This window comes from Nostoc sp. FACHB-280 (assembly GCF_014697615.1).
Lineage (GTDB): Bacteria > Cyanobacteriota > Cyanobacteriia > Cyanobacteriales > Nostocaceae > Nostoc_B.
The window spans coordinates 24,625-40,187 of sequence record NZ_JACJSD010000003.1 but is presented as its reverse complement, the minus strand read 5'-3'; the positions used below and the strand labels follow the sequence as shown (position 1 = coordinate 40,187).

Annotated in this window: 4 protein-coding genes; all 4 read right to left on the bottom strand. The window is 40.0% G+C overall.

Annotation, left to right across the window (positions count from 1 at the left end):
- Positions 1 to 117: 117 nt before the first annotated feature.
- Positions 118 to 2,142: an ABC transporter ATP-binding protein/permease gene (locus tag H6G75_RS03045; RefSeq protein WP_190978526.1), complete on the bottom strand. Its 2,025-nt coding sequence runs from the start codon at positions 2,140 to 2,142 to the stop codon at positions 118 to 120.
- A 236-nt stretch (positions 2,143 to 2,378) separates the two neighbouring features.
- Positions 2,379 to 3,557, bottom strand: coding sequence for a 2-isopropylmalate synthase (locus tag H6G75_RS03040; protein WP_190978525.1), 1,179 nt, complete (start codon positions 3,555 to 3,557; stop codon positions 2,379 to 2,381).
- A gap of 65 nt (positions 3,558 to 3,622) precedes the next feature.
- On the bottom strand, positions 3,623 to 7,843 hold the full coding sequence (locus tag H6G75_RS03035) for a non-ribosomal peptide synthetase (protein ID WP_190978524.1): 4,221 nt from the start codon (positions 7,841 to 7,843) through the stop codon (positions 3,623 to 3,625).
- The gene (locus tag H6G75_RS03030) at positions 7,840 to 15,528 is read right to left on the bottom strand and encodes a non-ribosomal peptide synthetase (RefSeq protein WP_190978523.1); all 7,689 of its coding nucleotides are present in this window, start codon (positions 15,526 to 15,528) and stop codon (positions 7,840 to 7,842) included. Before H6G75_RS03030 ends, H6G75_RS03035 begins: the two co-directional genes overlap by 4 nt.
- Between the last annotated feature and the right edge of the window lie 35 nt (positions 15,529 to 15,563).

Here is a 15,563-nt window from a genome sequence, read left to right as displayed (position 1 = left end):
GGACTTACGCAGATTCTACGATTCCTTGGCATTTTACCCTACAGGAAGACTTTGATTCTCATGTGAATTGGCGGTACCCTGCGGGTTTTTAGCAATTTTTACGTAAGTCCTAGATTATTAAACTCTAATCCATTTCAGAACACGAGGATCTTTGTCATAGCGGTAGGTAAAGCCATCTTGAGCCGTAATAGTATCTCCTTTGCTTGCCTTACTTCTAATAGTACTAATAGTGTATGAGGTGAATTCGCTCATTTGTTTATGAGAAAGTCCTTCATTGGTAAAATTTTGCGGCAATATTTTTGATGGGCTGCGATATTCATCATTAGGTAAGCTGTCTGTAGTAATCACAACATTTTCTGGAGAATTGCTAGGAACTGTTTTTTGATTGCGATAATCTTGTACAGTCAAAAGCCGCCAACTAGAATCCTGTGTCAGTTCTAGAACCCATTGATGATAATCAAATAAACTTTCTCGGTGTCCAACGCTAATAAATGTGGTTTTTGTTGCTTGTAACTGTTGATATAAACTTGCTTCATTTTTTAAATCTAAAGCACTCGTTGCTTCATCTAATATCGTGAAGCGAGGATGACTTACTAACAAACGTGCGAATGTTAGACGTTGTTGTTCTCCTAATGACAGAATATTTTCCCAAGGAAGTTCTGTATCAAAATTATCTACTCGACTGATTAAGTTTTGCAGATTAACTTGTTGTAAAACTGCTTCTAGTTCGCGATCGCTCATTCCCTGTTTTGTATGGGGATAGAGTAACTGTTCACGCAAAGTTCCTAAAATGATGTAAGGACGTTGAGGTAAAAACAATACGTCTTCTAGAGGAGGTCTCACTACACGACCAGTTCCTGCATTCCATAAACCGGCGATCGCTCTCAATAAAGAACTTTTCCCTCGACCACTAGGGCCAACAATCAATACACCCTCTCCAGGTTGAACAGATACAGACAAATCTTCGACAATTACCTGTTCATAATTGGGAGTCTGTAAAGTCACATTCTCAAAAGCTAGTCTTTTTTCTTCTACTGTCTTAATCGTACTAACATTTTCTGGTTGTTCAGTTGCAACTGTTAACCCTTCCAATAGTCCAGCTAAACGTTCAATGTAACTGGAAAAACGTCCTGAAGTTGCAAATTCTCTGATTAATTCTGCCATTGCATTGGCAAATAGATTACAAGCTAAACTAGCTTGGGCAATTTCCCCAAAATCAATTTCTCCCTTAATCTGTAAAGGCCCGAATACTATAAATGGAAATATTTGAATAACGGACTGATATCCTCGATTAAAAATATCCTGACTTCTCTCCCAATTAATTCTATGTTTCACACCTTGAATAATTTTATTAAATCTACGCTGAATAATATTTGATTCTTGGTCTTCCCCCTGGAAAAAAGCGATTGATTCAGCGTGATTACGAACATGAGTTAAGCTATATGTATAGTCTGCTGTAAATTCTAGTTCTTCTTGTTTAATTTTATTTAGTTGTTGAGCTAAATAAAGAGCAATTAAATTACCGACAATAGTATAACAGACTAAAGCAATTGCTACAAATGGAGACAGTATCCAGAGAATGATTAAAAAAGCTGTCATTTCTATAATTTTTTCTAGCAATGTAGCTGAAAAGCTCATAACATTGCTGGTTAAAGGCTCAATTTCTTGCGCTATTTGTTGATCTGGATTATTAACATCAGATTTAAAGTTTATTTTATAATAGGCACGATTGCTTAAATATTTTGATAAAATATGATTATTGAGCCATTGATACCAATCAAGAGCAATCTGCTTTCTCACATATTTAGAAAATCCGACTAAAATTGTTACCGAAACTAAAGCACCGCCATAAAGCAACAATATATCCGTAAACTTCTTTAAATCTTTTTCTTTAGTAATAACATCAAGCAAAAAGCGATTGACAAAACTATTAAAAACAGTTACGCCCACGAGTGCAAGGATTAATAAGACCAGGAGAATCAGCATCCCCCATGTGCGAATTACATCGGAAAAGGCTCTACCATTTGCCTCTGTGGGATACCAGTAAGGACTGATAGTATTTTGGAAATTTTTCCAAAATTGATTAGTATCCGGAGCAGGATTATGATTTGCGGATTTATTAATAACAGTTGTCGCTTGCATCTGAAAAAAATTATTTTAGTCTTTTGAGGTAGATAACAGAGAACACTAAAAAAGGCTAATCAATGTATAAATAGTTTGTCAGCAAAAGCCCAGGCTACGCCAACAAAATTAAAAGATATTCCTGTATTAATACACAGAAATAACCAACTATAATTGGCAATCAACTCAAGTTTGAGCTACTGTTTTTCTCAGTCTCTAACTATTCGGAATTCTAAGTTGTCAATTCACACAATAGACTATTCAAAGATACCATCTTTCCATAGTTTTAATACTTCGTTGGCTGTAAAATAGCGTTCTTGTTCCGCGGCCAATGATTTGATGACAGAACGCATTTTCTCATACTTTTGTCTGGGTTGTGGATTTTGCAGATGCTTTTCAAATAGATATTGGAAATTACTGACTCCGCTCCATTTGCCAAATACAACATCTATCCTATTGTGGGGAAAGATGGCATAGCTTTTGGAGTCACGAAACAAAGAATTAACATGAATACCAGATTCGTGACGTTGTGCAGTTTGAGAATAGGGGGGTGCAGGACGAATCCCCATCTGCTCGATGTAATTAGTCACTGCGGCTACAGCATCGTAATCGATACCCTCAACTTCAATGCCAAAACGGACTCGTAAACCATTTAATACTTGCTCCAGTGCAACATTTCCGGCTCGCTCCCCCAAACCACAAAATGTCCCCGATACTAAAATTGCCCCTGCCATCAGAGACTGGAGAGTATTTTCTAGAGCCAAGCCCATATCGTTGTGATAATGTACTCCCAATGCTACCCCTGTTGTAGATTGCAGCAAGTCGTTAACCCAGATATAACTCTTTTCTGGACTCAAAACCCCCACAGTATCACACAGTAAGAAGTGTTCAATATAAGGACTGCACGAGCGAATACATTCCACTAAAAAGTCAAAATCGGCTCTAGAAGCATCCTCCGCCGCAAAATCCACTCTGAGTCCGGCGACTTGTGTAGCATAGTGCAGATTTTCCACAATCACATCAAGAGCATCTTGACGAATTTTATTGATGATATGAGATGGAATATCGTCATCAATGGTTTTTCCTTGATATTCGCTCATCAGGCGAACTTGGGGATTGCGTAAAAACAGCAAGCGATCGGAAACAGCATGGAAAAGAATAATGCGCTTTACGCCGCAGCTTTTCGCCTGCTCAATATACTCTTTTCCCATCATCGTATCAGCTGTAATCAAATCGTCCCATCCCTCTGATACTAAGGATTTGACTAGCTCTGCTTCTTGTTCACAAACACTTGGCATAATGGCAAGTCCATCAACTCCTGTTTGAGCAATCAGATGGGCAAGTTTGTGTTTAGTTGCATAAGGGAAGAAAATACCTACTTGTTGTTCACCATCTCTTAGGGTTTCATCGGAAATTTTGATTGGAAGAGTTTGCATTTTTTTATACCAATTAAAATTCAAAATAAAGTGATTCGGATTATTAATTGCTTGTGGTTGATAGGTTAAGTCATCATTAACCGTAATTGTGAGGCTAAAATTTTGACATTTGGCTCATAAAGCATTTGACCGTGGTTTCCAGGTACAGATATTACCTTGACCGGATTTTGGGTGTATGCTTGCCATCCCCAATCCGGTAAATCGTAATCGGTGAGAGCTTGGAGTTCTCGCACAACTATTTCAGGCACTTCTTGTGCGCGGAATAAAGCAATTGGCGCAGCAATTCGATGAACAGGCTGATAGTTCACGTAATTGAGCGTCTGCACTCTCATTACTTGCATATTGGTTTTGAGTAAAGCCAAGCTTGAGTGTTCCGGTAGGACATTGTGACGGTATAAATAATCTGCTGCTAAATCCCAACGAGCTTGATCATCGCTGTGGGCAGCTAAATCAGCGTATTCTAAACCTAGAGAGACTCCTTTTAACGCTTCGATTCGTTCGATTATTTGCCAAATCCAATCGATATCTGCTCTACTCTTGAAATATTCGGGATTATTCACCAATCCCGAATCCAAAATAGCTAGTAAACTTACCTTTTCGCCTTGCTGCTCCAGTTGGGAAGCAATTTCAAAAGCTACACTACAACCTGAAGAGTACCCTAGCAATATGTATGGGCCTTGTGGTTGCTGTTGACGGAATTGGGCGATTAGTTGACTTGCATGGTCAGATACTGACTGAGGGAGTAAGCTCAGTCCGTCTCTTCCTGGAGCATCGAGTCCATAGATGGGACGTTCAGTGCCTAAATTGATTGCCAAATCTCGAAAATAGAAACCGTGTCCGTTGGAACCAGATACACAAAATAGGGGGGTTGCATCTCCTAGAGGCTGAATCGTTACTAAATCAGGATTTGACTGTTGAATCTCTTTATTGCCTAATAGTTGTGCTAATTGAGTGATGGTGGGGTTCTGAAATAAACTGCTTAAAGCCAGTTGTTGCCCAAATTCTTGTTGCACAAGATTAAGCAATTTAACTGCTAATAAAGAATGTCCACCCAAGTCGAAAAAATTATCATAAATGCCAATTTCTTGACATTCAAGAATAACAGACCAAATTCGCGCTAATTGTGATTCGATTTTGTTGTGTGGTGGTGTGTATGAACCTTGAAACCTAATATTAGGAACAGGTAAAGATTGACGGTCAATTTTGCCATTGGGGGTTAAGGGTAAATCGTCTAAGACCATGATCTGAGACGGAATCATATAATCGGGTAGACGGGTTTTCAGGTAATTTTTCAATTGGGGCGATGAATCAGGGGTAATTCCTGTTAGATATGCAATTAAAGTTTGGTTATTTTCAGTTTTATGTACAGTAACGATCGCTTCTTGAACAGCAGGGTATTGCAACAAGACTGATTCAATTTCACCCAATTCTATGCGAAAACCACGGAGTTTAACTTGGTTATCAATACGACCAATAAACTCGATGTTGCCATCAGGATTCCATCTTACTAAGTCTCCAGTTTTGTAAATGCGCTCAGTTTTGCCGAATAATTCAATTTCGATAAATTTTTCGGCAGTCAAATCGGGACGGTTGAGATAACCCCGCGCCAAACCAGCACCACTGATGTGTAATTCTCCTGGTAAACCAATGGGTACAGGTTGCAGATATTTGTCTAAGATGTAGAGTTGGGTGTTAGCGATCGCTCTACCGATGGGAATGGTAATAGCTTTTGCTGGTACATCCTCTACCAAGTACCAAGAGGAAAATGTGGTGTTTTCCGTCGGCCCATATACATGAAGCAATCTTTGGGGAGAACCTTGATTAATTACCTGTTCCACAGTTTTAGGATCAACAGCCTCCCCACCAAACAACAAACATCGCAGGGAACTAAATATCTGGGGGACAGCACTAACTAACTGATTAAATAAAGCTGTGGTTAAGAACAGAATGCTAATTTCTGTGTCTCGGATGTACGTAGCAAATTTTTGGGGTGAAAGCAGTACATCTTGATTAACTCCCACAAGCGTTGCTCCATTCAAGATTGCTCCCCAAATTTCAAAGGTAGCCGCATCGAAAGCAATGTTCGCAGCTTGAGCAACTCGGTCTGTAGATTGGATCTGCACATAGTTAGTGTTCAACACCAGCCGATTAACAGCTTTTTGAGGAACTGTTACCCCTTTTGGTGTTCCTGTAGACCCAGAGGTATAAATTACATAAGCCAAATTATCAGCTGTACTTTGAGGAAGGGGATTTGCTGTTGACTCCTGAGCAAAAATTTCCTCATCTAAACAAATTACTTGCGGTGGGTTTTGCAGTTTAGATAGGGGTAATCTGTCTACGAGGAAACTCTGAGTTAGTAACACCGATGTCCTAGAATCTGCTAACATCAACCCGATACGCTCTTGGGGATAATTAGGATCAATTGGCACATAAGCACCACCTGCTTTGATGATGGCAAGTAACCCAATCACCATCTCTGTAGACCGTTCAACGCAGATACCAATTAAAGTGTCTGGCTGAATTTGGTAATTTTGCCTTAAATAATGAGCTAATTGATTAGCTTTTTGATTCAGTTCTTGGTAAGTTAGGCTGTGGTTGTCAAAAATTACTGCAACAGTATCGGGGGTTTTTGCGGCTTGTTGTTCAAACAGTTCAGCTAAAGTTTTATCGTGAGGATAATTAGTTTGAGTTTGATTCCAGGTTTGTAATTGTTGCAGTTCGGCTGCTGTCATCAAAGGCAAAGTATGAATTGATTGGTGAGGATGATCAATAATTCCCTGGAGCAGAACTGCAAACTGTTCCGCCATCCGTTGGATAGTAACCTTTGCAAACAGATCGGTGGCGTATTCCCAAGAGCAATGTAACTGGTTGTCAGACTCCGTTACCAATAGAGTTAAGTCAAACTTGGCGATCGCACCCTTGACTCCGAGCCATTCAATGTCTAACCCTGATAAATCCAAGTCTGGACTTGCATTATTCTCCAGAGCAAACATGACTTGGAATAAGGGGTTATAGCTCATACTGCGTTCTGGTCTTAACTTTTCTACCAACACCTCAAAGGGAACGTCTTGATGAGCATACGCATCTAAACAAGTTTGGCGAGTTTGTTGCAATAACTCAATAAAATTTTGCTCTGCTTTGATTTGCTGACGCATAACCAAAGTATTGACAAAAAAGCCAATTAACCCTTCAGTTTGGCTATGGGTGCGGTTAGCAATGGGAGAACCAATACATAAGTCTTCTTGCCGACTGTAACGAGCTAGTAAAATACTCAACGTAGCCAACAGAGTCATATATAGACTCACGCCTTGCTGTTGGCTAAAAGCGTTAACGGCAGCAGTTAATTCTGGTGTAAGAGAATAAATATAGCGATCGCCTCTGTAACTTTGCTGTGCTGGACGGGGATAATCTGTAGGTAATTCCAGTAATTGCGAAGCATCCTGAAGTTTCTGTTTCCAGTAATTAATCTGCTTTTCTAATACTTCCCCTTGTAACCAGTTGCGTTGCCAAGTTGCATAATCGCTGTATTGAATGGGTAAGGGAGCAAGATTTGGGGTCTGACCTTGAGAATAAGCACTATAAGCTTGCCGTAACTCCCGCACAAATACACCCATTGACCAGCCATCACTGATAATGTGGTGCATATTAATTGCCAACACAGATTTTTGCTCTTGCAATTGCAGCAGTTTAGCTTTAAATAAAGTGCCAGTATTTAAGTCAAAGGGTTCTTGAGCATGAGCATCAATTAAATTTTGGATATTTGGGCATTGGGAATCTGAGTCCCCAGTCCCTCGTTCCCGGCAATCTTGTACTGTTAAAACTTCGATTTCGTCTAAATTGCGGATTGCGACTTGGGGTTCTCCAGCCACCGTGGGAAAATACATCCTCAGACTCTCGTGGCGATTAAGCAGATAAGCCAAACTAGAGCGCAGAGCCTCAATATTTAGTTTGCCGTTTAATTGGAGAGCGATCGGCATATTGTAAGCGGCTGATGATCCCTGGAGTTGTGCTAACAGCCAGAGACGTTGTTGAGCAAAGGAAAGCAGTTTGGGAGAGTCAGGACTTAAAGCCGGAATTTCTGCTGTGGAAACAACTTGTGTTTTAGCAGCTTGTAAGAAAGCGAGAATCTCAGCTTTGTGATCTTGAATTTCCTGCTTAAGTTCCGCAGTCAGAGCGTTTTTGCTAGTACGAATCCGTAACTTATCATCTTCAGCCCAAATTCGGCAGCCCATATTCTGCAAACGAAGCATTAAAGAAACTACTTGCTGATTTTGTGTCATAGTCATAGTTCGATTTCCTCTTCGTCTGAGTTTAAAGGTTCTATATCTGCGGTAGCGGCATTAACCCACAGGAAGCTATCTATATAACTTGCCAAGTCCATTAAGTTGGGAGTCTCAAATACTTGACGCAGTGGCAGTTCTATGTTGAATGTGTCACGGATGCGATAACAAAGTTGGGTAGCAAGTAATGAATGTCCCCCCAAGTTGAAAAAATTATCTTGTCGGGCGATCGCTTCATATTTGAGTAACTTTGCCCATATCTGCGCCAGTGATTTTTCTGTTTCTGTAACAGGTAATTCAATATCTTTTGTAGTGACAATTTGATCCGGTGCAGGTAAGGCTTTACGGTTTATTTTGCCATTTGGTGTCAGTGGCAGTTTTTCCAAGACGATGAAATGGCTGGGAATCATATAATCAGGCAGAGTTTTGCCCAGAAAATCCCGCCATTCTGTTAATAAAGCTGGATCAACTTGATGACTGCGATATTGTAAAGGTTGGTTGGCGTAATTTTGCCAAGGTTTCAGCCGCCAATTGCCTTTTGTCGCAAATTTTGGTACTGTCTCCTCTCCAGGAATATGGCGTTGAAACACAACATCATAATCAGCAAATCCTGTGGAGCTATATTGAATAAACGCCTTATAGGGCAAATCTCGCGTTAGATTTCGGAGTGTTTCTGGTTCTATACCTGATTGGGCTTGGGAAATTACTGCTTTTAAGTTTTTGACAGTACCATCTAATTGAGGTATTTGTTCTAACAACGCCATTTCAGGAGTGAGACGAGCATTAGGAATATTTTTAATCCCTAGTAAGTCTGGTTGCTGGGTGGTTAAAATTCTCTCGATTGTTTCCAGATTCAACTGTTGCCCTTGCCAATTTAACCATTCCGGTTGCTTCAGGGTAATATCTGCCCGATCTAAGTACAAAACAACGTCATAACGAAAACGGCTCATTTCCGTATGACTGTAACCCCGTTTTAGTTCAATTTGCACATGACTAATCCGAGGAAATCTTTGCTTGAGGGCAATAAAGAAATCAGGATCAATTAATAATTCTTCTTCGGTGCGAATACTGTTTTGAATTTGTTGGCGCAAGTCCTGAATTGATAAATCATCAGGGGCGCGATAAAAATCGGCTGCGGTGTGGAAAGCCTCTAATAAGTGGAGATTTTGCACATCTCCAATCAAGATTTTGCCCTGATTTCTAACAGTTTTGATTGCTCCTTCAATAACTGACAACAAGTAATCCAAAGAGGGGAAATATTGAATTACAGAATTGATGATTACTAAGTCAAAAGCATTGGTTTCAATACCATCAAACTGATGAGCAGCACCAGTTTTTAAGGTAACTTTTTCTTGAAGTGACTGCTGTTCTAGATATTGTGATATGTACTGCAATGCCTCTGGCGCAAAATCTGTACCAAAATAATGCTGACAATGGGGCGCGACTTTAAACAATAACATCCCTGAACCGCAGCCGATTTCCCAAACTCTTTCGGGTTGAAGTTCGAGAATTTTCTCAACGGTTGTATCTCGCCATTCTTGCATTGCTTCTGGCGGAATGGGTTGGCCTGTGTAGCTATCATTCCAACCGACTATATTTAGGGTGGGGTCGTCAGTGGGCGTTGTTTGGTGAGCATAGTTAGTATTAAAAATGTCTTCCCATAATTCCACCAATTCATCTGGGTTTGTGTTGTCTTCTGTTAGTGTCGGCACAACATAAGCTACCAACCGTTTATCCAGATCAGTTTCTTCCCGAACAGTGACAACTGCTTCCTGAATTTTGGGATGTTGAACTAATGTCGCTTCAATTTCAGTTAATTCAATGCGGAAACCACGGACTTTAACTTGATGGTCAATGCGGCCTAAGTATTCTAAATTGCCGTCAGGTAGCCAACGGGCTAAATCACCAGTTTTATAAATTCGCTCAGTTTTACCAAATAACTCAACTTCAACGAACTTTTCATCTGTTAATTCCGGGCGGTTGAGATAACCTCTGGCTAAACCCACACCAGCAATGCACAATTCCCCTGGTATTCCTGGGGGTAATTGTTGGTTGTGTGGATCTAATATATAGATGCGGAGATTAGATATTGGTTGACCGATAGGTGGTTTTTTGCCATTAGGTTGACAAGGAGCTAAGGCAGCAGTCACCGTGGTTTCTGTCGGCCCGTAGCAATTATATAAACGTTGTTCTGTTCCCCATTGGTTAACTAATTCAGCAGTACAAGCCTCTCCGCCAACAGTCACACATTGCAAATCAGGGAAACTCACGTTTGGTAAGACAGATAAGGCTGAAGGAGAAAGAAAACTGTGAGTAATTTTGTTTTCAATTAAAAAGTCTACTAGGCTTTGACCGGGTAACAGAGTTTCTTTATCACTCAAATACAAGCAAGCACCACTGACTAAATTAGTGGCGATTTCACCAATAGACAAATCAAAACTAAAAGAACCAAATTGCAACAAGCGATTTTGGGGTTGAATTTGAAAAGTCTGCGCCCAAGCCAAACTTAAATTGACAATTGCGCGATGCTCAATCATTACCCCTTTGGGCTGTCCTGTAGAACCAGAGGTGTAAATGACATAAGCTAAATCATTGGGTGTACTTTGAGACAGGGGATTTTTTGTTGACTCCTGAGCAAACGTTTCCTGATCTAAACAAATTACTTGAGGTGGGTTTTCTAGTTGATTGGTTGGTAATTGGTGTTTGAGGAAACTTTGGGTTAATAATACCGATGTCCCAGAATCTTCTAACATGAACTTAATTCGTTCTTGGGGATAATTGGGATCAATCGGTAGGTATGCGCCACCTGCTTTGAGGATACCGAGTACACCAATAATCATTTCCAAAGAGCGTTCGACGCAGATACCAATTAAGGTATCTGGATGAATTTGGTGATTTTGAATTAGGTAATGAGCCAGTTGATTGGCTTTTTGATTTAACTGATGATAGGTAAGGCTGCTATCTGCAAAAACTATTGCAGTTTGATCAGGGTTTTTTGCGGCTTGTTGTTCAAACAGAGTTACCAGTGTTTGGTCTTGCGGGTAATCGGTATCTGTTTGATTCCACGTTTGCAACTGTTGAATTTCTGCTGTGCTGATGAGCGGTAGCTTACTAATAGGCTGTTGGGGATTTGCGGTAATTGCTGTCAGCAAGACTTCAAAGTGTCTCGCCATATGCTTAATTGTGTCCGCCGCAAATAAATCAGTTGTGTATTCCCAGACACAGTTAAGTTGGTTGTTATGTTCCCGCAGATCAAGTCCCAGGTCAAATTTAGCAAACGGGAAACTTTGCTCGAATGTTTGAATATCTAACCCAGGTAAACTAACATTTTCCCCTACGCCTTCGGTGTTTTGTAAAGCTATCATCACTTGGCAGAGGGGATTACGGCTCAAGCTGCGTTCTGGTTGTAGTTTTTCTACCAGATACTCAAAGGGAATGTCTTGATGAGCATAAGCATCTAAGCAAGTTTGGCGCGTTTGTTGCAGTAATTCACTAAAGCTTCGCTCTGGCTTGATTTTGCTCCGCAATACTAAGGTATTGACAAAAAAGCCGATTAACCCTTCTGTATAGCTATGGGTGCGGTTAGCGATCGCACTACCAATACATAAATCTTCTTGGCGGCTGTAACGCGATAGTAAGATACTAAAAGCCGTTAACAGGGTCATAAACAAACTTACCCCGTGTTTTTGACTCAGGACTTTGAGTTGCTGTGTTAGTTCCTTACTTAAACAATATTCCTCATGTTCACCCTGATAACTTTGTTGTGCTGGACGGGGGTAATCAGTCGGTAAATCCAGCACACGAGGCGCATCACCTAGTTGTTGTTGCCAATAATTTTCTTGGCTGGCTAAAATTTCCCCTTTTAACCAATTGCGCTGCCAAACTGCATAATCACTATATTGAATTGGTAATGGTGATAGGTTGGGAGTAGAACCCACAGCATAAGCAGCATAAGCTTGTTCCCATTCCCGCTTAAATACACCCATTGACCAGCCATCACTGATAATGTGGTGCATATTAATCAGCAGGACATTTTTTTGCTGGCTTAGTTGCAGTAGTTTGGCTTTGAACAGGGGGCCAGTATTTAAGTTCAAGGGTGCTTGTGCATGGCTATCTGCTAACCGTTGTACAGTTTCCGCTTGTGTCTGAGGATCGAGTGTTTGTAAGTCCGCAATTTCTAATACTTCTATATCTTCAATATTTTGAACTACTACTTGGGGTTCTCCCTCTAAGGCTGGGAAATAAGAGCGTAAACTTGTATGCCGTTCTAGCAAATAAGTTAAACTTTGTCGGAGAGCCTCTACATTTAATTTGCCGTTTAGTTGGAGTGCGATCGGCATATTATAGGTAGAAGAAGTTCCTTTTCCTTCCAGTTGAGCGATAAACCAAAGTCTTGATTGGGCAAAAGAAAGAGTTTTTGGTTCATTTTCTGACTGGGGTGAAATAGGAGGTAAAGCAACACTCGCAGATGCTTTATCAATTTCCCTCGCCAACTCAGATAAAATGCTTTGCTCAAATATCTTACGAACAGGTAACTCTACCCCGAAACTATCACGAATGCGGGCAACTAATTGAGTTGCTAACAGGGAATGTCCACCCAGTTCAAAGAAGTTATCAGAGCGACCTACAGACTGAATTTTTAACAAACCTTGCCATAAACTAGCCAGCAACTCTTCTGTGGAAGTTATTGGCATCTCCAAAGCAGTGGAAACAGTTGTATTTGGTGCTGGTAATGTTCGGCGGTTTAGTTTACCGTTAGCAGTTAGAGGAAATTGATCCAAAACCATAATCTGGCTAGGAATCATATAATTTGGCAAGCGATTTTTGAGGTATTCCCTCACTTCTTCAGCTACATTAGCGGATTTTTCCGTTGTCGTAATATAAGCTACTAATCTAGAATTGTTATCAGTTTCAGACAAAATAACAACAGCTTCTTGAACTAATGGATGTTGTAATAAAAGTGATTCAATTTCACCCAGTTCAATTCTAAAACCGCGTAATTTTACCTGCTCATCAATCCGACCTAAATATTCTAAATGACCATCATTATCCCACCTGGCTAAATCACCTGTTTTATAAATGCGCTCAGTTTTACCGAATAAATCAATTTCAATAAATTTTTCGGCTGTAATTTCGGGACGGTTGAGATAACCTCTAGCTAAACCTACTCCCGCAACACATAATTCCCCTGGTATTCCTGGGGGTAATGGTTGATTATTTGCATCCAAAATATAAATGCGGAGATTAGGCGAAGGTTTACCAATTAGTGGTTTTTTCCCATTGGGTTGACAAAGGGATATTGCCGCAATAACTGTACATTCTGTCGGCCCGTAACAGTTATAGAAACGTCGTCCCGTTCCCCACTCACTCACTAATTCCGCCGGACAAGCTTCGCCACCAACGCCGATTGATTGTAAATTGCTCAGAGTTGCTTTTGGTAATGTCGCTAACGCCGATGGCGGTAAAAAGAGATGGGTAATTTTATGTTCAGTTAAAAAATCAACTAAGGTTTGACTGGGTAATAAAGTTTCTTGATTAGCTAAATATAAACAAGCACCCGCTGATAAAGCAGTTGCAATTTCACCAATAGATAAATCGAAACTAAAAGAACCAAATTGCAGCAAGCGATTGTGGGGTTGAAATTGAAAAGTTTCCACCCAGCCTAAAGCTAAATTCACAATTGCTTGATGTTCAATCATTACCCCTTTGGGTTTTCCAGTAGAACCAGAAGTGTAGATAACATAAGCTAAATTATCAGGCTTAACTTGATTTTTACTTATTTTGCTTTGCTTCTCTACATCTATGCGTGAACTATCATCTAAATAAACAACTTCAACTGGATTTTCTAAACTATCTAAAGGTAATTTATTTACTAAATAACTTTGGGTTAATAAAACCGATATCCCCGAATCTTCTAACATGAAGAGAATACGTTCCGGGGGATAATTGGGGTCAATCGGTACATAAGCACCACCAGCTTTAAGAATACCCAGGACACCAATTATCATTTCTAAAGAGCGTTCCACAGAAATACCAATTAAGGTATCTGGTTGAATTTGGTATCTTGCAATTAAATAATCAGCTAATTGCTCGGCTTTTTCATTTAATTGTTGATAAGTTAGGCTTTGGGATGCAAAAACTACAGCTAAATTGTCAGAATTTTTTGCTACTTGTTGTTCAAATAAGTTAACTAAAGTTTTATTTTGGGTATATTCTGTTTGTGTTTGATTCCAGTTTTGTAGTTGCTGAATTTCATCTTCAGTCAGCAAGGATAGATTATTAATTGATTGATTGGGATTATCAATAATTTGCTTAATTAGAACTGCAAAATGTTCTGTCATCCTTTGAATAGTTTCAGCCGCAAACAAATCGGTTGCATATTCCCATTCACCGATTAAACCTTGGGGAGTTTCCCGGAAAATCAGCGATAAATCAAACAGGGTTGTAGTGTTTTCCCACTCAAATCTGGTGAGAGTTAACCCAGGAATTTCCAGTTGTTTTGGAGTTCCACTTTGTAAACCAAAAGCGACTTGAAATAGGGGATGATGAGCAAGCGATCGCTCTAATCCTAATTCATCTACTAATTTCTCAAAAGGTAAATCTTGATGATCATAAGCATCTAGGGTTACTTGCTTCACCCTTTGCAGTAATTCTAAGAAACTGGGATTTCCTTCCAGGTTGGTACGCAAAGCCAGGGTATTGACAAAAAAGCCAATTAATGGTTCTATTTCTCTACGGTTACGATTGGCGATCGCAGAACCAACGACAATATCCTTTTGTCCACTGTAGCGCGACAGTAATAGTGCAAACACCGCCAGTAAAGTCATAAACAAAGTAGTTCCAGACTCCTGACTTAACCGCTTTAATTTCTGTGTTAGTTCTTGACTGATTGCTAAAAACTCACTGCTTCCCCGAAAACTCTGGACTGAGGGACGCTGGTGATCTGTCGGTAATTCTAACAGTGGCGGGACATCTGCTAATTGTTTTCGCCAGTAATTGAGTTGATTTTGCAGTACCTCTCCCTGTAAGTATTGTCTTTGCCAGTGGGCGAAATCGGCGTATTGTAGAGATAACGCTGGTAAAGGTGACGATTCCCCCGCACAAAAGGCTTTGTATAAATTGAACAATTCCTGACGGAAAATATCCATTGACCAACCATCACAAACTATGTGATGAATGACCAACAACAGTAGATGAGATTTTTCAGCTAGTTTTAACAGCTTGACTCGTAGTAAAGGCGGGTTTGATAAATCAAAAGGCTGTTGTAATTCTGTTGTTGCTAAATGTTGCGTCTTGCTTAACTGTTCTGTTTCTTGGACTTGTCGCCAGTCTAGCACCTGCATTTGCACTTGTGGATGAGCATGAATTACCTGTATGGGTGACTCATCGACCATAGAGAAACTAGTGCGTAAGACCTCATGACGCTGCACAATTTCTAAAATGGCTTTTTCTAAAGCATTGATATCTAGTAAACCTTCAATTTGCCAGAAAAACGGGACATTATAGACACAATTTTTGTCCTCTAATTGGTCAATAAACCATAGTCTTTGTTGAGCAAAAGACAGAGGAAGATTTTGTTCCCTTGATACCGATGTGAGGACGGGTGATTTCTGCTGCTGTTTTAATTTTTGTAAAACTAATTCTCGTTTTTCTGGTGATAGGCTTTCAAGACGCTTTAGCAAATCGCTCATAATATTTATTGTAAAAATTTAACTTTCAAAAGAAC